General features: G+C 73.3%; 16 protein-coding genes. 4 read left to right on the forward strand and 12 right to left on the reverse strand.

Annotated elements, in window-relative coordinates; translation table 11 throughout:
- Positions 1–26 precede the first annotated feature (26 nt).
- A complete protein-coding gene (locus tag ACIGW4_RS01645; protein ID WP_399577739.1) occupies positions 27–674 on the forward strand; it encodes a TetR/AcrR family transcriptional regulator in 648 nt (215 codons plus the stop codon).
- Between the two features lie 627 nt (positions 675–1,301).
- On the opposite strand, the gene ACIGW4_RS01650 is transcribed toward ACIGW4_RS01645, so the two are convergent.
- Positions 1,302–1,937, reverse strand: a complete 636-nt coding sequence (locus tag ACIGW4_RS01650; RefSeq protein WP_399577742.1) for a hypothetical protein — start codon at positions 1,935–1,937, stop codon at positions 1,302–1,304.
- Between the two features lie 348 nt (positions 1,938–2,285).
- Here ACIGW4_RS01650 and ACIGW4_RS01655 point away from each other — a divergent pair, with 348 nt between their 5' ends.
- The gene (locus ACIGW4_RS01655; protein WP_399577745.1) at positions 2,286–3,881 is read left to right on the forward strand and encodes a hypothetical protein; all 1,596 of its coding nucleotides are present in this window, start codon (positions 2,286–2,288) and stop codon (positions 3,879–3,881) included.
- 392 nt (positions 3,882–4,273) lie between these two features.
- The gene (locus tag ACIGW4_RS01660; protein WP_399577748.1) at positions 4,274–7,639 is read left to right on the forward strand and encodes a S8 family peptidase; all 3,366 of its coding nucleotides are present in this window, start codon (positions 4,274–4,276) and stop codon (positions 7,637–7,639) included.
- A gap of 49 nt (positions 7,640–7,688) precedes the next feature.
- On the opposite strand, the gene ACIGW4_RS01665 is transcribed toward ACIGW4_RS01660, so the two are convergent.
- The 5 genes from ACIGW4_RS01665 to ACIGW4_RS01685 all read right to left on the reverse strand — a co-directional run bounded on the left by ACIGW4_RS01665 (position 7,689) and on the right by ACIGW4_RS01685 (position 14,708).
- Complete coding sequence (locus tag ACIGW4_RS01665; RefSeq protein ID WP_399577749.1) at positions 7,689–8,636, reverse strand: nucleoside hydrolase; 948 nt, start codon at positions 8,634–8,636, stop codon at positions 7,689–7,691.
- A 134-nt stretch (positions 8,637–8,770) separates the two neighbouring features.
- Positions 8,771–9,961 (reverse strand): cytochrome P450, encoded by a 1,191-nt coding sequence (locus ACIGW4_RS01670; RefSeq protein WP_123457102.1) that lies wholly within the window; start codon positions 9,959–9,961, stop codon positions 8,771–8,773.
- A 159-nt stretch (positions 9,962–10,120) separates the two neighbouring features.
- A complete protein-coding gene (locus ACIGW4_RS01675) occupies positions 10,121–11,641 on the reverse strand; it encodes an APC family permease (protein WP_399577752.1) in 1,521 nt (506 codons plus the stop codon).
- Between the two features lie 148 nt (positions 11,642–11,789).
- Entirely contained in the window at positions 11,790–13,157 is a 1,368-nt protein-coding gene (locus ACIGW4_RS01680; RefSeq protein WP_399577754.1) for an aspartate aminotransferase family protein, read from the reverse strand.
- 78 nt (positions 13,158–13,235) lie between these two features.
- Positions 13,236–14,708, reverse strand: a complete 1,473-nt coding sequence (locus ACIGW4_RS01685) for an aldehyde dehydrogenase family protein (RefSeq protein ID WP_399577757.1) — start codon at positions 14,706–14,708, stop codon at positions 13,236–13,238.
- Between the two features lie 247 nt (positions 14,709–14,955).
- Here ACIGW4_RS01685 and ACIGW4_RS01690 point away from each other — a divergent pair, with 247 nt between their 5' ends.
- Entirely contained in the window at positions 14,956–15,573 is a 618-nt protein-coding gene (locus ACIGW4_RS01690; RefSeq protein WP_123457099.1) for a TetR/AcrR family transcriptional regulator, read from the forward strand.
- Positions 15,574–15,582: 9 nt separating this feature from the next.
- Here the strand turns inward: ACIGW4_RS01690 and ACIGW4_RS01695 are convergent, their stop codons facing one another.
- The 6 genes from ACIGW4_RS01695 to ACIGW4_RS01720 form a co-directional block, all read right to left on the reverse strand.
- Entirely contained in the window at positions 15,583–16,494 is a 912-nt protein-coding gene (locus tag ACIGW4_RS01695; RefSeq protein WP_399577760.1) for a LysR family transcriptional regulator, read from the reverse strand.
- A gap of 133 nt (positions 16,495–16,627) precedes the next feature.
- A complete protein-coding gene (locus ACIGW4_RS01700) occupies positions 16,628–18,046 on the reverse strand; it encodes an aspartate ammonia-lyase (RefSeq protein ID WP_399577762.1) in 1,419 nt (472 codons plus the stop codon).
- Positions 18,043–19,185 (reverse strand): M20 family metallopeptidase, encoded by a 1,143-nt coding sequence (locus tag ACIGW4_RS01705; RefSeq protein ID WP_399577764.1) that lies wholly within the window; start codon positions 19,183–19,185, stop codon positions 18,043–18,045. Before ACIGW4_RS01705 ends, ACIGW4_RS01700 begins: the two co-directional genes overlap by 4 nt.
- 8 nt (positions 19,186–19,193) lie before the next feature.
- Positions 19,194–19,868 carry a DUF1028 domain-containing protein gene (locus ACIGW4_RS01710; RefSeq protein WP_399577767.1) on the reverse strand — a complete coding sequence of 225 codons (675 nt, stop codon included), beginning with the start codon at positions 19,866–19,868 and terminating at the stop codon, positions 19,194–19,196.
- The gene (locus tag ACIGW4_RS01715; protein WP_123457094.1) at positions 19,865–20,332 is read right to left on the reverse strand and encodes a RidA family protein; all 468 of its coding nucleotides are present in this window, start codon (positions 20,330–20,332) and stop codon (positions 19,865–19,867) included. Before ACIGW4_RS01715 ends, ACIGW4_RS01710 begins: the two co-directional genes overlap by 4 nt.
- Before the next feature lie 10 nt (positions 20,333–20,342).
- Positions 20,343–21,605 (reverse strand): flavin-containing monooxygenase, encoded by a 1,263-nt coding sequence (locus ACIGW4_RS01720; RefSeq protein WP_399577769.1) that lies wholly within the window; start codon positions 21,603–21,605, stop codon positions 20,343–20,345.
- Positions 21,606–22,070 lie beyond the last annotated feature (465 nt).

Genomic DNA, 22,070 nt, shown 5'->3' on the forward strand with positions numbered 1-22,070 from the left:
TTTGCCGCTCCGATACAGTGGTCCCGATGACCGCCGAGACCTCCCCCGCCCTCCCGCTGCGCGAACGCAAGAAGCTGCGCACCCGGCAGACGCTGATCGACACCGCCCTGGACCTGTACGGCGCCCACGGCTTCGACGGCGTGACGCTGGACGGTCTCTGCGAGGCCGCCGAAGTGTCGAAGCGGACCTTCTTCCGCTACTTCGACAGCAAGGAAGACGTCGCCATGGCTCCCACCCAGGACCTGTGGGCGGCCTTCCTCGACGTCCTGGAGGACTTCCCGGCCGACGGCCGGGGGCTTCTCGCGCTGTTCGAGGACGTCCTCGTCGAGGCCGTCGGCCGGATGCCGGCCGACGGATGGGCCGGGCGCGTCCTGGCCTCGCGCCGGCTCGCCGCGCTCACCCCCTCGATGGACGCGCACGGCCTCGCGTTCTGCGACCGCACCACGCGGTCCGCGCTCGCCGTGGCCGAACGCCGCCTCGCCCTCCCCGGCCCCGCCGAACGGCTGCACGCCCGCCTGGCGCTCGACCTGCTCGTCGTGGCGTTCCACCGGGCCCTGGACGGGTGGGTGGCACAGCCGGCCGGGCACACGCCCGAGGACCTCGTGCGGCGGCTCCGCGCCACGGCGGCCGAACTGCCCCGGGCGCTCACCACGAGGGCCGAGCCCCACGCCTGAACGCCCCACCCGCACCGAGCACCCGCCACCGGGCGGCGCCCACCCCGCTGCGGGCAGCCGTTCCGCCGGGGGCGGCGCTTTTGGCGCGGGCACACCCGCCGGGGCGGTGCCTCCCGCCGCCCCCGTTGTGGGCTGCACCCGCCGGTGCGGTGCCCGCCCCCGCGCCTCGTTGTGGGCAGTCGTTCCGCTGGGGCAAGGGGGTCCCCCCTGCTCGAGCGAAGCCGAGAGCTTGGGGGAGGGTGGGCACAACGGACCCGCGCCCTGCCGGCGCCAGAGGCTGTGGTGCCTGGACCCGCACCCCGTGTGCACCGCCGCTCGTGGTGCGGGTTCAGGCGCGGAACGCGGAGGCGCCGCTGATGGGCGCCGTCCCGTGTGCCCACCCGTCCCGCCCCAGCGGGACGACTGCCCACACGGGCAGGGGGCAACGCCCCGCAGGACGCGGGCACACGGCGGGTGGGGTCCGCCCCGCCGGGCGCGGGCCCCACACGGGGGGGGTGGGCGGGTGCGCCGCCCCGGTGGGTGCGGGCCCCACACCGCCGGTGGCGGCCTGTGGGCGTGGGCCCGCACCGCCCGTGGTGGCCCGTGGGCGCGGGCCCGCACGGGTGGGGCGGCGTGCCGGTCGGCCCCTCAGTAGAGGTGCGCCGCGACACCGCACAGGCCCAGCCCCCGACGCGCAGCCGTGCGCCAGACACGTAGGGGACCGTCCAGAACGGACTCCTCGTTCTCCCCGTAGTCCAGCCAGTCCCGCCCCTCCGCGGCCGCCCGTCCGGCCGGGGTGAAGGTCAGCGCGCGCTCGACGCGCGGCAGGCTCTCGCGCACCTGCGCGGCGGAGAGCAGGAAGGTGCCGCACCAGCCCGGCAGCAGCGCCGCGCGGGCGGGGCCGAGGGCGTGGAACAGGGACGAGACCGCGTACTCCTTGCGGTGGACGGAGATGAACATGCCGTCCTCGTCCTGCCCTTCCCACACGTCGTCCAGCACGTAGAAGGAGGGGTCCGTGCTCCCGCCGCACATCTCGTCGACGTGGTGACCAGGTGCGGTGAGGGCCTGGAACGACTCGATGGCGCCCCACGCCTCCCCGTTCCCGCCGTCGGGGGAGAACCAGGTCCGGTGGTCGGGGAGCGGCTCCCGCCGCCAGGCCGACCAGCGCCGTCCGGCATCCGGGTGGGCGCGGTCCGCCCGCATCGCGGGCAGGAGGCGTGGGGCGAGGTCGGCGACGGCCTCGTCGGTGTGACTGCTGATCGCCCACGCGCTCGTGAATCCCATGCCCGGGACGCTACCTCCCGTCACCGACACCGCCGCCGGGCGCCTCGCCATGACGACCGGCAAGGCGCTCACTCATGGGCCCGCGCACAGGACCGGCGGTCCGGCGTGGGGATCTTGTGGGGATCGGCGACAGGTATCGCACCGGCCGAGCCCCGGTCCGCCACCTCCCGACCGTGCCGATGCCGGGGGTCACCTCCCCTCGACCGGTGCGATTCACCCATTTGCACATCAATCACCAGGCGTCCATGGGGCATTGCGGGCCGATCACTCACGCTTGCCTTTCGTTCGGGCGTTCTGGAACCCTCCGTTCGACTTGTCTGACGCACCAACAGACGGAGGTAACCTCCCATGCGCTCAAGGCGGATACGCCGCGCCTGGCTCACGACGGCCGCCGCGGTCTCGCTCGCGTTCACCGGTCCGATGGCTCCGGCCCGGGCCGGGGACGTCCCGCCGGGCGGCTCGGCCCCCGCGGTCCAGGAGCCCCTCGCCGTCGAGGCCGCGCCCTCGTCGCTCGCGGCCACCGGCTGGACCTCGCCGGGGGGCACGGCGTCGCCGGGGGACTTCACGATGTCGCCCGGCGCGCTGAACTCCGAGACCGCCGCGCGGGTCGCCCGCCTGGACGCGGTGCTCCCCAAGTCGGGCGTGCAGAACCTCCTGGCCGGGGCCAACCGCACCGTGACTCCGTGGTGTTCCCGCGACCCGTTCGGCACCGCTCCCGACCCCGACCTCAAGTACTGCCTGCAGAGCGACGACTCCACCTCGCCCGAGTGGGTTCCGCAGGGGTTGACCGGCGTCTCCGACGCCAAGGACAACGAACTGTGGGGCGAGGCCGGGAACATCCAGCTGTTCGCCTCGTACGACGGCTCGGACCCCGGCCGGGAGACCGACCCGGACCCGACGACCGGCGACTGCACCCCGGCCGAGCTGGAGGCCGACGACGCCTGCAACCAGAAGGGCGTCCGGATCACCTTCGTGCAGAGCCGGACCAACCCGGCCACCGGCACTCCCGAGGTCAAGTACCGGCACGTCCTGCTGGGTTGGACGTACGTCAACTCGGCCGGCCACGTCTCCTTCGACGGGTTGCACGCCTCCGAGTACCCGATCCAGAAGGGCGTCCACGCCGGCGGGATCGTCTGGTACGGCAACTACCTGTACGTCGCCGACACCCGGAACGGTCTGCGCGTCTTCGACATGCGCTACATCATGGACCTGGACCCGGACGGCGACCCCCGCACGCACGACGCGATGGGCGCCGACACCGACGGGGTGCGGACCACCGCCGACACCGAGGACAAGACGAAGGTCGGCCGGCACGACAACGTCTGGTACAGCTTCGGATACCGCTATGTGATGCCGCAGGTCGCCGCGTGGAAGTTCAAGGCGACGCAGAGCAACCCCGCGGGCTCCTACGCCTGCGTCTCGACCGGCGCGCCGAAGGCCTCGTACATCTCGCTCGACCGCAGCGCCACCCCGGACCGGCTGATCATGGGTGAGTACTGCCGCCCGAAGACCGGCTACCCGTCCACCGGCCGCATCGCCTCGTTCCAGGTGGCGGCCCTGGAGGGCCGTACCGCCGACGTGACCGCCGAAGGCTGGGCCAACTACCTGCCGTTGGCCGACGGCGGTGCCCAGGGCGCGGCGGTCCACGACGGCACGCTGTACGTGAACGAGTCGAAGGGCACGGACGAGCCGGGCAACCTCTGGCGCTACAAGTGGAGCAACGGCCAGTTGGTCGCGAGCGGTCAGCCCGTCAAGACCGCCCGGGGCGCCGAGGACCTCTACGTCGAGCGCGGCACGGGCCGGTTGTGGTCCCTCTCCGAGCACCGTCCGGGGTCGGCGTCCGACTGCACCGCGAACCGGGACGCCGCCGACCCGGTGGGCACGGACTACTGCCAGCGGGTGCTGTACGGGCACAAGTCGAGCTGGGTGGACGCCCAGCCGTAGGAGCGGAGGTCACCCCTGCCGTACCCGGACGGAGAGCCGTTCCCTCCGGGTACGGATACGGCCAAGAGGAAGGACGCGCTCCGAGCACCCGGGGCGCGGCCCCCGAAAAGGCCGTGGGGCCCGCGTTCGCGCGGGGTCGGTGCGAGCCGCCGTCGCGGAAGGATCGTCCCGCCGTCACGCTCCCGTCACACCGCCATCGTCGCCCCGTCGCACTGGCGGACCTCAGGATGGCCTGAATCCATACGGCTCGGCCCTCCTCCCCCGGACCGTCGTTGATCACGTCCGTCTCGCTTCCCATACTGCGCTGACCGACGGCGGGCGCCTTGGCACCCCTGGCCGGAACCGACCACCCGACCTCATCCCGAGCTCCTGGGGGAGACTTGCGCGCACAGGTGCACAGAGCACGCGCCCTCATCATCGCGACGGCCGCATCGGCGGCCCTCGTGGCAGGCACGACCGGCCCCGCGACGGCGACCGTCGCGACCGCGGCGGCCCCGCCCGACACCGCCCCGCATCCCGACGGCACCCGGCGGATCCCGCTCGTCACCGGCGACCGCGTGGTGGTGAACGCCACGGGCCGGATGGTGGGCTTCGAAGCCGCCGAGGGCCGTGAGCACATACCCGTACAGGTGGAGCGCACCGGGGACCACACCCTCGTGGTGCCCGCCGACGCGCGGCGCCTGATCGCCACGGGCCGCCTCGACCAGCGGCTCTTCGACCTCGATGTGCTCACCGATCCGCGACTGCGGAAGAGCCACGGCTCCGGGCTCAAGCTGATCGTGCGGTACGCGGGGAGCGCCGGCGCCGCACGCGCCGGGGTGCGCGCGGCCGGCGACACCGAGGTGCGGCGCACGTTCCCGACGATCAACGCCGACGCGGTCCGTACGTCCCCGGGGGACGTGGCCCGGGTGTGGGAGGCGCTGACCAACCGTCAGGCCAGCGGCGCGCGGGTCGCCGCCGCCGGCATCGCCACGGTGTGGCTGGACGGGGTGCGCGGCGCGAGCCTGGACCGCAGTGTCCGGCAGATCGGCGCCGACAAGGCCTGGGAGTCCGGGTTCGACGGGACGGGCGTGAAGATCGCCGTCCTCGACACCGGTGTCGACAGGACCCACGAGGACCTCAGGACGCAGGTCGTCGGCGAGAAGAACTTCTCCGCCTCCGCCGACGCCGTGGACCGCGTCGGGCACGGCACGCACGTCGCGTCGATCGCCGTCGGCACCGGCGCCCGGTCGGGCGGCCGGTACAAGGGGGTCGCCCCCGGCGCCAAGGTGATCAGCGGAAAGGTCCTCGACGACGAGGGGTACGGGGACGACTCGGCCGTCATCGCGGGCATGGAGTGGGCCGCCGCCGAAGGCGCGGACGTGGTCAACCTCAGCCTCGGCGGGCCCGACAGCCCCGGCGTCGACCCGCTGGAGGCGATGGTCGACCGGCTGTCCGCCGAGAAGGGCGTCCTGTTCGCGATCGCCGCGGGCAACGAGGGCGAGTCCGGTGCGTCGTCCGTGGGTTCGCCGGGCACCGCGGACGCCGCGCTGACCGTCGGCGCCGTCGACGGGGACGACCGGCTCGCGCCCTTCTCCAGCACCGGTCCGCGCGTCGGTGACGGCGCCGTCAAGCCGGACGTGACCGCGCCCGGCGTCGCCGTCACCGCGGCCGCCGCGGCCGGCAGCGCCCTCGACACGCGCCCCGGCACGCCGCACCCCGCGCCGGGCTACCTCCAGCTCGACGGCACCTCCATGGCCACCCCGCACGTCGCGGGCGCCGCCGCGATCCTGAAGCAGCGGCACCCCGACTGGAAGTCCGCCGAGCTCAAGGGCGTGCTGGCCAGCTCCGCCGAGGGCGGCGACCACACCCCCTTCCAGCAGGGCACGGGCCGGATCCGGGTCGACAGGGCGCTCGCGCAGAACGTCGTCGCCGAGCCGGTCTCGCTGAACTTCGGCACCGCGCTCTGGCCCCACGCCGACGACGAGCCCGTCGCCAGGAAGCTCTCCTACCGCAACCTCGGGGCCACCGACGTCGTCCTCGACCTGTCGGTGTCCGCCCTGGACCCGTCGGGGAAGCCGGCCCCGGCCGGGTTCTTCGCGCTCGACGCCTCGAAGGTGACCGTGCCCGCGGGCGGGACGGCCGAGGTCGGTCTCGTCGCCGACACCCGGCTCGGCGACGCCGACGGCACCTACTCGGGCTACGTCACCGCCACCGGCGCGGGGCAGTCCGTCCGCACGGCCGCCGTGGCCGTCCGGGAGGCTGAGTCGTACGACCTCACGATCCGCGCCCTGGGCCGCGACGGCGCCGACGCCCGGAACTTCTCCAGCACCCTGACCGGTGTCGGCGGGGCCGCCGCCGGTTTCGGCGCCCGCGTCGACAACGAGCCGGGTGCCCACACGATCCGGGTGCCCAAGGGCACGTACACCTTCAACACGGCCGTCTACCAGGACCCGTCGGACTACACGGCGGGCACCGACTGGATCGCCCAGCCGAAGCTGGACGTCTCCGCCGACACCACGGTCGTCGCCGACGCCCGCACCACCAGGCCGGTGGACCTCACCGTGCCCGGCATCGCCACGGCGGACTGGGCGGGGACGTACTACGAGCTCGCCACCTCCGACGCCGGGCGCGTCGGCAACGGCTGGGTCCTGAGGGGCTTCACCGGCTTCCGCACCGCCCACCTGGGCCCGGCCGTCACCGACGGCTCCCTCCTGCAGACCTGGGACGCGCACTTCCTCAAGGACGCCACCAGCCAGTACTCGGTGGCCTTCGGCGGGAAGGCGGGCACCGTCGCGACCGGCTACACCAGGCACGTGAAGGCGGACGAGCTGGCCACCCTCAAGGTCGGCCTCGGCGCCTCCGCTCCCGGGAAGACCGCGCTCGCCTCCCCGTACGCCCATCTGCCGGGCGCGCCGGAGGGCAACGGTTTCTCCGCGCCGCAGGCGGCGCCGGGCACCCGTACCTTCTACGTCTCCACCGCCGACGGCGCCACCTGGCTCACCCGGTTCAACCAGCTGGGCGAGCCCGACGAGTGGGGCTACCCGGCCCTGGAGGCCGCCTACGAGATGAGCCGGCCGAAGCGTTACGAGGCCGGCCGGACGTACCGGGAGACCTTCAACACCGGTGTCGTCGGCCCGCTCCTGGGCGAGGGCACGGGCGTCTTCCGCACCGCTCCCGACCCGGCGACGGGCGAGGAGCGGCTCGTCGGCGCCGTGCCGCTGTTCGCCGACGGCAAGGGGCACCCGGGTTCGGGTGCGTACGCCTCGGCCCGGACGACGCTGTACCGCGACGGCGTCGAGGTCGCCTGGAACGACGACCCGCTGAGCGGCTCGCAGCCCTTCACGGTCGGCGCCGACGACGCCGAGTACCGGCTGACGACCTCCGTGGAACGCCCGGCGAAGACCTTCGCGGCCTCCACGCGGATCGAGGCCGGCTTCACGTTCCGCTCGAAGCGGGTCACGGCCACCACGGCGCTGCCGGTGTCCACGGTCCGCTTCGCGGCCCCCGTCGACCTCGCCTCGCGCCTCCCCGGGCACATGTCCGTCCTGGTCCCCGTGACCGTGCAGGGTTCGGCCGCCGGCGCGAACCTCAAGACGCTGACGGTGTCCGTGAGTTACGACGACGGGAAGACCTGGCGGCCCGTGAAGGTCGTGGGCGGCGCGATCTCCGTGAAGAGCCCCGCGAAGGACAGCGGCGTCTCGCTCTCCGCCGAGGTCACGGACAGGCAGGGCAACACGTCGACGCTGACCGTCCACAACGCCTGGTACGGCAGGTGACCCGGTCCGTCTGACGGGGCGGCACCACCTCGGTGGTGCCGCCCCACCGTCATGAGGGCCGGCCGAGGACGCGCACGGCCTCCACGATCAGGTCCCAGAACGCGTCCGTGTCGACCTCCATGCCGACCTCGGTGGCGGCGGGCCGGCCCGTCACCCCGTGCAGGTCCACCACCGTCGCGCCCCGGGTGTGCGTGCCGTTCAGCTCCACCGTCACCGCCGCCCGCGCCAGGCTGACCAGGGACGGGTCGATGAGGTGGGCGACGGTGAGCGGATCGTGCAGCGGGGGCGCGTCGAAGCCGTACACCTCGCGGTACGTGGACGCGAAGTAGGTGAGCAGGTCGACGCAGAGCCCGCTCAGCGGGGTGCCGAGGGCGGCGATCCGGGCGACGACGTCGGCGGTGGCCCGCACCTGGTGGGTCGCGTTGAGGCCGAACATCGTCACCGGCAGCCCGCTGCGGAAGACGATGTCCGCGGCTTCCGGGTCGCACAGGATGTTGAACTCGGCGGCGGGCGTGGTGTTGCCGCGCTCCGTCGAGCCGCCCATGAGCACGATCCGTTCGACGCGCGGGACGAGTTCGGGGTGGGCGAGCAGGAAGACCGCGATGTTGGTGAGCGGCCCGGTCGGTACGAGCGTCACCGGCGCGGGGTGCGCGAGCAGGGTGTCCCGGATGAGGGTGAGGGCGTCGCGCGGGTCCTGCGGGACCTCCGGTTCGCCCTCGCCGAAGCCGGGGCCGTCCAGGCCGGAGTCGCCGTGGATGTTCTCGGCGATCCGGGGCGGCCCGTGCAGCGGGCGGTCGCGGCCCGCCGCGATCGGCACGCCCCGGATCCCGGCCACGGAACAGACCTGGCGGGCGTTGAGCGTGGTCTTCTCCAGGGTCTGGTTGCCCGCGACGGTGGTGATCGCGAGCAGTTCGACCGCGGGGTGGGCGGCGGCCAGCAGGATGTTGAAGGCGTCGTCGTGTCCGGGATCGCAGTCGAGAATCACGGGAACCGGCATGTCCTCACCGTCCCACACACGGCCGGTGAGGCGAAGGACGCGGGCTCGGCCCGTGGGCGGGGCGGTGCCCGGAACTCGCCCGTCCGGGCGCACGGGCGTCCTGTGTTCCGGGCATGGCCCCGCTGCCGTCCCGGTCAGGCGTCCCAGGTGACCGGGAGGCTCTTGACCCCGTAGATGTCCGCGGTCTCCGGGCGCAGGGCGACCTCCTCGGCGGGGACGGCGAGGCGCAGCGTCGGGAAGCGCTTGAGCAGCGCGGCGAACGCGACCCTCATCTCGACGCGGGCCAGCTGGGCGCCCAGGCACAGGTGGATGCCGTGGCCGAAGGCCAGGTGGGCGGCGGGCTCCCGCCGGACGTCGAGCGCGTGGGGGTCGGTGAAGCGCTCGGGGTCGCGGTTGGCGGTGTTGTACGAGAGGACGACCGTGGTGCCGGCCTCGACGATCTGCCCGCCGACCTCGACGTCCTCCAGGGCCGTCCGGTGGAACGTCTTGGCGACGCTCAGGTACCGCAGCAGTTCCTCCACGGCTCCGTCGACGAGCGTGGGATCGGCGCGCAGCGCGTCGAGCTGCTCCGGGTTCCGCAACAGCGCGAAGGTGCCGAGGGACAGCATGTTCGCGGTGGTGTCGAAGCCGGCCGCCAGGAGGATGAGGCTGATGCCCCTCAGCTCCTCGTCGGTCAGGTCGCTGTCGGTGAGTTCGCTGAGGACGTCGTCGGTGGGGTGGGCGCGCTTGGCGGCCACCAGCCGCGCCAGGTACTCCTGGGTGGCGGTGTAGGCCGCGATCAGCTCCTCGTCGCCGACCTCCCCGCCCATGAACGTGTCGATCTGCTCCTGGAAGGAGGCGCGGTCCTCGTACGGCACTCCGAGGATCTCGCAGATCACGATGGTGGGGATGGGCTTGCCGAAGGCGGTCACCAGGTCCGCCGAGGGGCCGGCCGCCTCCATCGCGTCCAGGCAGTCGGCGGTGATCTGCTCGATCCGCTCGGTGAGCAGGCGCATCCGCCGTGCGGTGAACCTGCCCACGAGCGGCTTGCGGTAGCGGCTGTGCTCGGGCTCGTCCATGAGGAGGAACTCGCCGGGCGGCGCCGGGGGGAGCTCGAAGTCGACGACGTTCATGAGGTCCTTGCGCGAGCTGAACCTCGGGTCGGCGAGGACCGACCGGACGAGGTCGTATCCGGTGATCAGCCAGCCGGGTTTCCCGCCGGGGTGGGTGTAGCGGCTGATCGGGCCGTGCCCACGGGCCTCGATCAGCTCCGCCGGCGGGTCGAAGGGGCAGCCGGACGGACGCTCGGTGGGCAGCGTCGTGACGGTGTGGACGGACTCGGTCATGGCATTCCCGATCTCGTGGCATCAGTGGGCGACGCACCCGAAGCTACGTTGCGTTCACATTTTCGTCAACGATTGGGAGCCCATAATACCAGCTCGGAGGAGCTAAATTGATGCAATGACACTGCACCTGAATGCAACGGAGCAGGGCGGGGATCCGGCCTAGGCCTCCGCTTCGACGACGGCGGCCGACTCCGGTTCCGGGGCCGGCCCCGGGGCCTCCCTTCGGGCGATCAGCAGGCCGAGGGTTCCGACCAGGAGGAGGACGGCGACCGTGCCGAGGGTGAACGCCTCGAACGCCCCGCGGGACATGCCCCAGATGTCGTCGAAGGCGTACTCGATGCCGAAGAGCGCTTCCAGGGTGCCGGGGAAGAGGGCGCACCAGGAGCCGACGAGGATCCAGGCGTAGACCAGGGCCGCGCAGCCCATGAAGCCCCGGTGGCCGAAGGGGACGCGGTAGGGCCGTACGACGTCGGGCCGGCGCAGCCGGAGCAGGACGAGGGCGGGGACGATGACGAGGTAGGACAGCAGCAGCGTGGTGACGGCGACGGTGAGGACCACGGCGAACACGGTGCCCGCGTCGCCCTCGGCGACCCGCATGGCCACGACCATGAACACGGTGGCCACCGCCCCGGAGAGCAGGTTGGTCCGCACGGGCGTGCCGAGCCGGGGGTGGAAGGCGCCGAGCGCGCGGCTGAAGGAGCCGCCGTCGGCGGCGGCCATCGCCTGCATGCGGTCGCTGACGATCATCCACGCGCTGCCCTGGGTGAGGAGGGCGAAGACGAACATGACGGCGGTGAGCGTCAGGAGCGGGCCGGCCGCGTCGCCGTAGATGCCGAAGACGAGGCGGGCGCCTTCCATGAAGCCGCCGATGCCGGTGACCTGGCGGGCGGGGACGACGGCGAGCAGCGCGAGGACCGGCAGCAGGTAGCAGCATGCGGCGACGGTCGCGGAGCGTCCGAGCGCTGCGGGCACGTCGCGCTGCGGGTCGTGCATCTCCTCGCCGGCGGCGTTGGGGGCCTCGAAGCCGACGTAGGCGAACAGCAGGATCGGCACGAGGGCGAGGAATCCGGCGGTGGTCGGGGTGAAGCTGGCGTCGGTGAGGCCGTGGAAGCCGTGCTCCATGCCGTAGAGCAGCGCGGTGAGGGTGAACACCGCGAGGGTGAGGACCTTCACCACGGCGCCGAGGGTGGTGATCCATTTGCCGCGGCGCAGGGAGACGACGGCGGTGAGGATGGCGGTCCAGACGAACAGCAGCTTGAACGCGTAGTCGGCGACGGTTCCCGAGCCCAGGTGGAAGACGAAGCCGTCCCAGGTCTCGGCGGCGAGGAAGACCAGGGAGCCGCCCAGCCAGATCGGGTTGGTCACCCAGTAGAACAGGACGGTGAGCGCGGCCGCGGCCCGGCCCAGGGTGAGCCTGACCCAGACGTACGGGCCGCCCTCCTGCGGGAACGCGGCGCCGGTCTCGGCGAACAGCAGGGCGTACGGGACGAGGAAGAAGAGCGCGAGGGCCGCCGTCCAGGTGGCGGCCTCGCCGCCGCCGGTGGCGATCTGCCCGACGGTGTCGAAGGAGATGACGGCGGCGATGGCCAGGGCGGTGATGTCGAGGCGCTTCAGACTGCGCCGCAGGCCGGTCGTGGTGTGGGGAGCGCGCGGGTCGGCGGCGGAGAGCGGGGAGGACACGGGCAGTTCCTAGCGGGGAGAGGGGTACTGCGAGCAGGCGCGCGCGAGCGCGGTGACGGCGTGGCGGCCGTGACGGCGTGGCATCTGTGACGGCGTGGCGTCCGTGTCGGGGAGGCCCGGCGGGGCACCGGGCCTCCCTGGGGCAGGGTCAGGCGGGGCGGATCTCGCCGGTGGGTCCGGTGCGCTCCAGGACGCCGCGCAGCGCGGTGGCCACTTCCTTCGCCTCGGTCTCGGTCATGACGAGCGGCGGGGAGAGCACCAGGCTGTGGGCGGAGTCGCGGACGATCACGCCGGCTTCGCGGCGGATGACGTCGTGGGGCATGCGGTCCGGGTCGAGGGGCAGGGGGGCGCGGGTGGCGCGGTCCTGGACCAGTTCGACGGCCAGCATCATGCCGACGGAGCGGATCTCGCCGACGATCGGCAGGTCGCCCAGCTGCGCCTTCAGTTCGTCGTGGAGGAAGGAGCCCAGGCTCGTGGCGCGGGCGAGGAGCCCCTCCCTCTCGATGATGTCGAGGTTGGCGGTGGCGACGGCGGTGGCGACGGGGTGGCCGTTGTAGGTGTAGCCCATGGGGAAGCCGTGGTCGCGCAGGAGCACCTCGGCGAGGCGGTCGCTCACCAGGAGGGCGCCGAGGGGGACGTAGCCGGAGGTGATGCCCTTGGCGGTGACGATGATGTCGGGGGTGACGTCGAAGTACTGGGCGGCGAACCACTCCCCGACGCGGCCGTACGCGGTGACGACCTCGTCGAAGACCAGCAGGATGCCGTGCCGGTCGAGGACCTCCCGCACCCGGGGCCAGTAGTCGGCCGGCGGGACGAGCATGCCGCCGACGCCCATGATGGGCTCGCCGATCATCGCGGCGATGTTCTCGGGACCGATCTCGGCGATGCGCTCCTCCAGTTCGCGGACGAGGAAGTCGGTGACCTGCTCGGGGGCGAACGGCTCGTCGCCGTAGAGCTCGCTGCGGTACGGCCACGGGGGCGTGAGGTGGGAGACGTGCGGCATCATCGGCGCGAAGCCCTCGTGGTAGAGGGGGAATCCGGTCGCCGAGCCGCCGCCGTACCCGATGCCGTGGTAGGCCTTGCTGCGCGCCAGGATCCACGTCCGGCTGCCCTCGCCGCGCCGGTGGTGGTAGTAGCGGGCCATCTTGATGGCCGCCTCGTTGCCCTCGGAGCCGCCGGAGGTGAAGTAGACGTGGTTGAGGGGCTCGGGGGCGATCTCGGCGAGGCGGGCGGCGAGCCTGATGGCCGGCTCGTTGGAGAACTCCCAGAAGCTGGTGAAGTACTCCAGCTTCCTCATCTGCTCGTGGGCGACGTCGGCGACCTCCGTGCGGCCGTGGCCGATCTGGGCGAGCCAGAGGCCGCCGGTGGCGTCGAGGTAGTCGCGGCCCTCGGTGTCGGTGAGGCGGCAGCCGGAGCCGGAGGCCATGACGACGCGCTCGGTGGCACTGCCCGGCAGGTAGGGGTGGATGATGTGCGCCCGGTCGAGGCGGATCAGGTCTGCGGTGTCGGTGGTCATGGGGTGGGTCCCTTGCTCGTGTGAGGGTGGGTGCTCGTGCGGGGGCGGGGTCGTGGACGCGGGCGAGGACGTGCCGGGTCAGCCGTGGGTGATCCAGGTCGTCTTCAGGCCGGTGTACTTGTCGAGGGAGTGCAGGGAGAGGTCGCGCCCGTGCCCGGACTGCTTGAACCCGCCGAAGGGGGTGGCCGGGCTGAGGGCGTCGACGGTGTTGACGGAGACGGTGCCGACCCGCAGGGCGTCCGCCACGCGGTGGGCGCGGCCGAGGTCCCGGGTCCACACGGAGGCGGCCAGGCCGTAGGCGGAGTCGTCGGCGAGGCGGATCGCCTCGGCCTCGTCCCGGAAGGGGAGCACCGTGAGGACGGGGCCAAACAGTTCCTCCCGTACGAGCGGGGCGTCGGGGCCGAGGCCGGTGACGACGGTGGGGTCGAGGTAGGCGCCGTCGCGGTCGGGGCGCGTGCCGCCGCACACGAGGGTGCCGCCCGATGAGCGCACGGCGTGGAGGACGCGTTCCGCCTGGGCCTCGTCGACGAGCGGTCCGAGCCGGGTGGCGGGGTCGAGGGGGTCGCCCGGCCGCCAGTCGCGGGCGTGCTCGGCGACACGGGCCGTGAACTCCTCGGCGACGGAGGCCTCGACGAGGAGGCGGGTGTTGGCGGAGCACACCTGTCCGGCGTTGTAGGCGAAGCCCCAGGCGGCGCGTTCCGCGGCGGCGTCCAGGTCGGCGTCGGCGAAGACGACGTTGGGGCTCTTGCCGCCGGCCTCGGGCCAGACCTGCTTCATGTTCGACTCGGCGGAGTAGGCGAGGAAGCGCTTGGCCACGGCGGTGGAGCCGGTGAAGACCAGGGTGTCCACGTCCGGGTGGAGGCCGAGGGCCCGCCCGGTCGTCTCCCCCGGGCCGGGCACGACGTTCAGGACGCCGTCGGGCAGTCCGGCCTCCGCGGCGAGCTCCGCGAGGAGCAGGGCGGAGAGCGGGGACTGCTCGGCGGGCTTCAGGACGACGCTGTTGCCCGCGGCCAGGGCGGGGGCCAGCTTCCAGCTCGCGAGGTCGAGGGGGAAGTTCCAGGGGACCACCGCGCCGACGACGCCCAGCGGGGCGCGGCGCACGAGGGCGAGGCTGCCGGGCGGGGCCGGGGCGACCTCGTCGTAGAGCTTGTCGACGGCCTCGGCGTACCAGGTGAAGACGCCGGCGGCGCCGGGGACGTCGGTGCCGTGGGACTCCGCGATGGGCTTGCCCATGTCGAGGGTGTCGCAGAGGGCGAGCTCCTCGCCGTGCTCCTCGACGAGGCGGGCGAGGGCGAGCAGGACCCGCCTGCGCTCCGCGGGGGCGGTGCGCGACCAGCGGCCGTCCTCGAAGGAGGTGCGGGCCGCGGCCACGGCCCGGTCGACGTCCGCCGCGGAGCCGGCCGCCACGTGGGCGGTGGTCTTGCCGGTGGCGGGGTTCACGGTCGGGATCCACCGGTCCTCGGCGGGATCGGTCCACGCTCCGTCGATGAACAGGCGCGTGCGGGGCGTGAGGTCGGCGGCGCGCTGCCGCCAGTGGGCGTACGTCTGCATTGCTGTGGCCTTCGCTTGCGTCGTGGGACGTGGGGTGAGCCGGTGCCCCTGGGGGCGGGATGCGGGCCGGGCCGTTTCGGGGAGTGCGCCGCTCGGGAGACAGCGGGGCGGCGAGGGGGAAGGGACTCGGCGGCGGCGTCCGCACCGAGTTCTTTGAGTTGGGATTCAAACAATAGGTGAACCGGGCGTCAATGCCCTGAGCGAGAACTTCTTGCGGAATCTGATATGGGCATCAGAGAATGAGCCCATGAGGAAAGTCGGCAGACCACGCGACCAGACGGCACGCAGGGAGGCCCTCGTCTCCGCCGCGGGGCGGGCCATCGCGGAGCGCGGGCTCGAAGCCCTGCGCATCAAGGACATCGCGGAGGCCGCGGGCGTCTCCCAGGGCTCGGTCCTGTACTACTACCCCGAGCTCGACGACCTCGTCCTGGAGGTGCACCGGGGCGCGGTGGAGGGTTATCTCGCGTCCCGGCAGCAGGCCTACGACGCCGCGCCCGCCGACGATCCCGCCGCCCGGCTGCGGGCCCTCCTGGACAGCGGCCTGCCGAGCCTGACGGACGACCCGGTCCATGGGCTGCTGTACGAACTGCACCGGCGCGCCGGCCGCAGCCCGGGGCACGCCGAGCTGATGGCCTCGCTCTTCGCGCGGGAGGTCGCGCTCTACACGACCGCCCTCGCGGTGGGGGCGGCGACCGGCGGGTTCACGCTCGCCGCGGCCGCGGCCGACCTGGCACACGGCCTGGTGGCCCTGGAGGACGGCTACGGACTGCACATCGTCAGCCGCAACGCGGCCCTGCGCCCGGACAGGGCCCGGGAGCTGCTCCTGGCCCACGCCCGGACGGTGACGGGCCGGGCCGACCTCTGACGCGTGGGGTCACCCGGCGGGCCGGGCGGCGACCTCCCGCAGTACGTCCATGACCGCTCGGGCGCGGGCCGTCGGTGTCACGTCCGCCACCGAGGCGATCTTGACCTCGAGCGGCGGTCCGCCGTCCCGGAGCCGGAGCTCCGCGACCTCCCCGCCGCCGTAGGTCCGGCTGGTCGCCGGGCGCTGGTTGAGGACGGAGTAGCCGAGCCCGCGCGCCACCAGGGAGCGCACCGTCTCGTAGCTCCGCGTGCGGTAGCGCACGTCGGGCGCGGTGCCGGTGGCGGCGAGCAGCGAGCGGAAGTAGTCGCGGCTGTGGGGGAGGTCGAGGAGGACGAACGGCTCGCCCGACAGTTCGGCCAGTTCGACGCCGTCCCGGCCGGCCAGGGGGTGGTCGGCCGGGACGACGACGTACGCCGGGGCGCGGGCGACGGTCTCGGCGCGCAGGTCCGGCTCGGCCGACAGACCGAGGTCGTAGGTGAGCGCGAAGTCGATGCGTCCCGCCGTCAGGGCCTGGACGAGCTGGTCCGACTCCCCCTCCACGACGTCGAGTTCGATGCCGGGGTGGCGTCGGGCGCACGCGTCGAACAGCGCCGGCAGGTAGTGCGGGGCCAGGGTCACGAAGCAGCCGACGGCCACCGGCCCGGAGAGCGCCCCGCCCCCTCCCCTGGCCTCCCGCTCGACCTCGCGGGCGCGGGCGAGGAGGTCCTGGGCCTGCTGCCGGAGCCGTTCCCCGGCGGGTGTCAGCGTCAGCCCCCGGCCGCGCCGGCGGATGAACAGCTGCGCCCGCAGGTCCTGCTCCAGGTTGTGGACGGCCGTGGACACGGCGGACTGCGCGATGTGCAGCTCCGCCGCCGCCTCCGTCATCGAGCCGCGTTCGGCGGCGACGAGGAAGTAGCGGAGCTGGACGAGTGTGAAACCCACTGGTGACGTCATGCGTGGCCCTCGCGCCTGGGGGGTGTCTTGTCGATCGGACCGGATCAGGGAGCGGCGTCCGGTGATCCGGTCGGCTCCGACCCTATGCGGCACCGGCGGCGGACACGACGCCGTGGGCTGCTCAGGGCGTGCCCCGGCCGGCGAGGGCGGCGGGGGCGGTGAGCTCGCGCAGTTCCGCCTCGGTCAGCAGCTCGCGCTCGCGTACGAGGTCGAGCGCGGGCCTGCCGGTGTGGTGGGCCTCCAGGGCGAGGGCGCAGGCGGTCTCGTAGCCGAGGGCGGGGCCGAGGGCGGTGACGAGGCCGGTGGAGGCGGCGACGGTCCGCGCGAGCCGTTCCCGGTCGGCGGTGATGCCCCGCACGCAGTGCTCGGCGAGGACGCCGACGCCCGCGGTGAGGTGGTCGAGGCCGGCGCTCAGGCTCCGGTGGATGACCGGCTCGAAGGCGTTGAGCTGGAGCTGGCCGCCCTCGGCGGCGAGGGTGACGGTCAGGTCGTTGCCGATCACCTCGAAGGCGATCTGGTTGACCGCCTCCGGGATCACCGGGTTGACCTTGCCGGGCATGATGGACGAACCGGCCTGCCGTGGGGGCAGGTTGATCTCCCCGAGGCCGGCCTGCGGCCCCGAGGAGAGCAGCCGCAGGTCGTTGCAGATCTTGGAGAGCTTCACGGCGATCCGCTTGAGCACTCCGGAGAGGTGCACGAAGACGCCGACGTCCTGGGTGGCCTCGACGAGGTCGGGGGCGGAGACGAGCGTGGGGATGCCCGTCAGCCGGCGCAGCTCCTCCACCGCCCGCTCGCGGTAGCCGGGGCGGGCGTTGAGTCCGGTGCCGATGGCCGTGCCGCCGAGGTTGAGCTCGTGCAGCAGGGGTCTGACCTCGGCGAGCCGCTGTTCGTCCTCGGCGAGGGTGGCGGCGTACGCCCCGAACTCCTGGCCCAGCGTCATGGGGACGGCGTCCTGCAGCTGGGTGCGGCCCATCTTCAGGACGTCGGCGAACTCGGCGGCCTTGCTCTCGAAGGCGCCGCGCAGTCCGGCCAGGGCGGCGAGCAGTTCGGCGACGTGCGCGTCCAGGGCCAGTCTCAGGGCCGTCGGGTAGACGTCGTTGGTGCTCTGGCCGAGGTTGACGTGGTCGAGGGGGTGCAGGACCGCGTACTCCCCGCGGGGGCGGCCGAGCAGTTCCAGGGCGCGGTTGGCGATCACCTCGTTGGCGTTCATGTTGGTGGAGGTGCCCGCGCCGCCCTGGATGAGGTCGACCACGAACTGGTCGTGCAGGGCTCCGGCGCGGATCTCGGCGCAGGCGGTCTCGATGGCGGCGGCGAGCGGGGCGTCCAGGGCGCCGACCTCGGCGTTGGCGCGGGCGGCGGCGCGCTTGACCGCCGCCAGGGCGCCGATCAGGTGCGGGCGGGCGGCGAGGGTCTCCCCGGTGAGGGGGAAGTTGGCCACGGTCCGGACGGTGTGCGCTCCGTAGTAGGCGTCCGCGGGCACGTCGACGTCACCGAGCATGTCGTGCTCCGTGCGGTACCGGTGGTCCGGGGTCGGGGTCATCGGGATCCTTCGCGTGGTCGGGGGGCGAGGGCCCGGTCCACGCCGGTCCAGGCCAGTGCGATCGCCCCGTCGAGCAGGGCCTTCTGCGCCGTCCCGCCCACGCAGTGCGCGGCGAACTCGTGCTGGTGGTTGGTGGCGGGCAGGGAGCCGATGCCGATGTACGGGTGGATGGCCGGCACCACCTGGGAGACGTTGCCCATGTCGGTGGAGGCGCGGTTCATCCGTGCGGCCTGTCCGGGCGGCGCGAACTCCCTGCCCAGCGCGAGGGCGTTGGCGCGGTAGTGGCCGAGGGCGGTCTCGTCGTTGCGGAACTCCGCGTACGGCTTGCTCTCCGGCTCGATCCGGAGCTCGCAGCCCGTCGCGAGGGCGCCGGCCTCGAAGGCCCGCGTCACGCGCGGTTCGAGGGCGGCCAGTTCGGCGAGCGTCTCCGCCCGTACGTACCACCGTCCGGTCGAGCGCTCCGGGATGGCGTTGGGGGCGTCGCCGGCGTGGGTCACCACGCCGTGCACCCGGGCCGAGGACGGCAGCTGCTGGCGGAGCAGGCCGATCGCGACCTGGGCCACCGTGAAGGCGTCGGCGGCGTTGATCCCGGCCTCCGGATAGGCCGCGGCGTGCGCGGACTTCCCGGTGTAGGAGATCCTGGAGTGGCTGACGGCGAACGGGCGGGCCTCGGCGACGTCCACCGGCGCCGGGTGCACCATCATCGCGAGGTCCACGCCGGCGAAGGCGCCCCGGTCCAGCAGCTCGATCTTGCCGCCGCCGCCCTCCTCGGCGGGGGTGCCGTGGACCTCGACGGTCAGGCCGGCGTCGTCGGCGACGGCCGCGAGGCCGAGCGCGGCCCCGACGGAGCTCGCCGCGATGAGGTTGTGCCCGCAGGCGTGACCGAGGCCGGGCAGCGCGTCGTACTCGGCGCAGAGGGCGATCCGGACGGGCCCGCTGCCGATCCGGGCGTGGAACGCCGTCTCCAGGCCCAGGTAGGACGAGGTGACGTCGAATCCGGCCCGGTCGAGGAGTTCCGGGACGGCGGCCGCGGCCCGGTGCTCCTCCCAGGCGGTCTCCGGATCGGCGTGCAGCCGCTCGGAGAGGCCGATCAGCTCCTCGGCCCGGCGGTCGACCGCCTGCCGGGCCGCCTTCTTCATGTCCCCCGTCACAGGTCCCCCGGGACGCCGTACGAGGGTGCGGAGGCGGGGTCGAGTCCGCGTCGCACGTAGTCGTCGCGCTGCGGCAGCCAGACGTCGAGGAGTTCGCCGAGCCGGTCCACAGGCCCGTCGGCCCAGTCGACCCGCAGATCGGTCACGCGCCAGCCGACGTCCGCGACGACCGCCAGGCCGGCGGAGCGCACCGGGCCCTCCTCTCCGCCGGCCGCGACGGCCGCCCCGAGGGCGGCGAGGAGGCGCTCTTCGAGTTCTCCGCGGGCCGCGGCGTAGGCGTCGAGGAGCACGCCGGGGATGTGCGGGCCGGACAGCATGTTGCCGGCGGCGACCGCGCCGTCCGTGGTGGCCGAGGCGTGGGTGCCGAGCGTCCGCGCGCCGCTGTGGGCGAATCCGGGGCCGGTGCGGCCGAGGACGGTCAGCTGCCGGTAGTCGATGGTCGCGGCGTTGCGGGCCGCGCCGGTGACGTCGGTCAGGGCGCGTTCCGCGTCCGCGTGCTCCGCGAGGCCCGCGAGGAGGCTCGTGCCGAGCATGGGGTCGGTGATGTTCTGCGAGGTCGCGGCGCCGACGCCGGGCCGCAGATGGGCGACGCGGGCGAAGACCGCCGGGCTCGACGAGCAGGCCACGACGCCGAAGCGCTCACCGTCGCGCACGACGAGGGAGAAGGTCATGCCGTGCCCTCCTCGGCGGGGGCGGGGACGACGGCGATCGCGTCGATCTCGCACAGCCACTCCGGCCGGGCGAGCGCGGACACCACCAGGCCCGTGGAGATGGGGTGCACGCCCTTGGTCCAGCGGCCCACCGTGCGGTAGACCGCCTCGCGGTAGCGCGGGTCGGTCAGGTAGATCGTCAGCTTGACCAGGTGCTCCATGCGGCTGCCCGCCTCTTCGAGCAGCATCTTGATGTTGGCCATGGCCCGCTCGGCCTGGGCCTCGGCGTCGCCGACGCCCACGGATTCGCTGGTGTCGAGGTCCTGGCCGATCTGGCCGCGGACGTACACCGTGTTCCCGGCGACGACGGCCTGGCAGAGGTCGTTGTCGAGGTTCTGCTCGGGATAGGTGTCGCGGGTGTTGAACGGGCGGACGCGGGTGTGGCCGCCGGTGACGATCGGGGCCTTCGGGGGCGTGGAGGTCATGGTCCGTTCCTCAGTTCTTCCGGTCGGTGGGTTCGTACGCGAGATAGCCGCGCTGCCTCGCGATGTGGTCGGCGACGTACCGGGCGTCGTGCCAGACGCCCCAGATGAAGCTCGATCCGCGGCGGGACAGCCAGGGCAGGCCCAGGAAGTAGACGCCGGGTTCGGCGGACACCCCGCGTCGCTGGTCCGGGCGGCCGTTCTCGTCGAACACGTCGACGTCGAGCCAGCCGTAGTCGCTCGCGAAGCCCGTCGCCCACACGACGGAGGTGACGCCGGCCTCGGCGAGGTCGAGTTCCGTGCGGGGGTCGGTCACGCACTCCGGGTCCGGCCCGAGGACGTGGGCCTCCGGCTCCTCGGGGAGGTCGAGCCCGTTGCGCTCGACGTAGGCGTCGGCGGTCCGGAGGAAGTCCAGGTACCGGGCGTCGCCGAGGGCGATGTGGGCGGCGAGGTCCGGCGCGAAGCGCAGGACGCCGTCGGCGTAGGACGTGGTCATGCCGAGGAGTTCGATGCCGCGCGCGGCGAGGTCCCGGAAGTCCACGGTGTGGCCGCCGTGCGCCCCGCTGACCGCGATGGTGACGTGTTCGGCGCCCTGGGGAGGGGTCTGCGCGTCCCAGATCCCGAGCACGCCGAGCCACCAGCAGAAGTCGCGTCCGCGGTACGCGCGGGGCGGGCGGTCGTGCGGGCCGACGGAGAGGAACACCCGGCGGCCGGCGCGGCGCAGTTCGTCGGCGATCTGGACCCCGGAGGAGCCGGCTCCGACGACGAGGACGGCGCCCTCGGGCAGCTGCTCCGGATTGCGGTAGCCGCTGGAGTGGATCTGCGTGGGGACGGCGCCCTCCGGCACGACGGGCGGGATCACGGGCTTCTGGAACGCCCCGGTGGCGGCGACGACGAAGCGCGCGTCGATCGTTCCCCCCGGCGTCTCGACGCGGAAGCCGGGCCGGCCGGTGAGCCTGCGCACCGAGGTCACCTCGACGCCGCTGCGGACCGGGGCGCCGATCTTCTCGGCGTACGCGACGAAGTAGTCGGCGACCCGCTCCTTCGGCGCGAAGCCGTCGGGGGCGACGTCGGCGAACTCCAGGCCGGGGAAACGGTCGTGCCACGCGGGCCCGTTCGCGACCAGGGAGTCCCAGCGTTCGGAGCGCCACCGCTCGGCGATCCGGTGCCGTTCCAGGACGAGGTGCGGTATGCCCTGGGCGCCCAGGTGTTCGCTCATCGCGACGCCCGCCTGACCGGCCCCGACGACGACTACTTCGGTCTCTTCGTGCGGCATGTGTGCCTCCGCTCTCGTGGACTGTGCTCCCGCACGGCACATCCTTGGAGCGGCCCGTGGAACTGTCCAACAGATGTTTCAGTTGACAGCCATCTGATTCACAGATGTACGCAGCTCGGACGGCTCTTGACCGCGATGAGCGCCGGGCATTAATTTGCGCTCAGCATCGACCCATGACGATCGAGAGGAGGCGACCGCGGATGAACACCAGCTCCGACCTGAGTCGCCTCGCCCACACCACGGTCTGGGTTCCGGGTCGCATCGCCCACGGCTGCTGACGACGCCGTTCCTCCCGTGCCCCCTCGCGGCACGTTCCTTCCTTCCTTTCCTTCACCCTTTTCCGGCACGCCGCCATCGCGTGCCGTTCCGCGCCCGCTTCTCCGCCGCGGCGCGTCCGAACACAGAAAGCTGCCCGACATTGGCGAACATGAGGAATCGACCCATCGCGCACGGAATCGAGGGCCC

This window comes from Streptomyces sp. NPDC053513, assembly GCF_044544765.1.
In the GTDB taxonomy this organism is placed as follows: domain Bacteria; phylum Actinomycetota; class Actinomycetes; order Streptomycetales; family Streptomycetaceae; genus Streptomyces; species Streptomyces litmocidini.

What these genes read in the sequence shown, in the direction of transcription:
- ACIGW4_RS01645 (WP_399577739.1), top strand. Translation starts at nt 27, where the DNA reads ATGACCGCCGAGACCTCCCCCGCCCTCCCGCTGCGCGAACGCAAGAAG.
- ACIGW4_RS01650 (WP_399577742.1), bottom strand. Translation starts at nt 1,937, where the DNA reads ATGGGATTCACGAGCGCGTGGGCGATCAGCAGTCACACCGACGAGGCC.
- ACIGW4_RS01655 (WP_399577745.1), top strand. Translation starts at nt 2,286, where the DNA reads ATGCGCTCAAGGCGGATACGCCGCGCCTGGCTCACGACGGCCGCCGCG.
- ACIGW4_RS01665 (WP_399577749.1), bottom strand. Translation starts at nt 8,636, where the DNA reads ATGCCGGTTCCCGTGATTCTCGACTGCGATCCCGGACACGACGACGCC.
- ACIGW4_RS01670 (WP_123457102.1), bottom strand. Translation starts at nt 9,961, where the DNA reads ATGACCGAGTCCGTCCACACCGTCACGACGCTGCCCACCGAGCGTCCG.
- ACIGW4_RS01680 (WP_399577754.1), bottom strand. Translation starts at nt 13,157, where the DNA reads ATGACCACCGACACCGCAGACCTGATCCGCCTCGACCGGGCGCACATC.
- ACIGW4_RS01685 (WP_399577757.1), bottom strand. Translation starts at nt 14,708, where the DNA reads ATGCAGACGTACGCCCACTGGCGGCAGCGCGCCGCCGACCTCACGCCC.
- ACIGW4_RS01690 (WP_123457099.1), top strand. Translation starts at nt 14,956, where the DNA reads ATGAGGAAAGTCGGCAGACCACGCGACCAGACGGCACGCAGGGAGGCC.
- ACIGW4_RS01700 (WP_399577762.1), bottom strand. Translation starts at nt 18,046, where the DNA reads ATGACCCCGACCCCGGACCACCGGTACCGCACGGAGCACGACATGCTC.
- ACIGW4_RS01705 (WP_399577764.1), bottom strand. Translation starts at nt 19,185, where the DNA reads ATGAAGAAGGCGGCCCGGCAGGCGGTCGACCGCCGGGCCGAGGAGCTG.
- ACIGW4_RS01710 (WP_399577767.1), bottom strand. Translation starts at nt 19,868, where the DNA reads ATGACCTTCTCCCTCGTCGTGCGCGACGGTGAGCGCTTCGGCGTCGTG.
- ACIGW4_RS01715 (WP_123457094.1), bottom strand. Translation starts at nt 20,332, where the DNA reads ATGACCTCCACGCCCCCGAAGGCCCCGATCGTCACCGGCGGCCACACC.
- ACIGW4_RS01720 (WP_399577769.1), bottom strand. Translation starts at nt 21,605, where the DNA reads ATGCCGCACGAAGAGACCGAAGTAGTCGTCGTCGGGGCCGGTCAGGCG.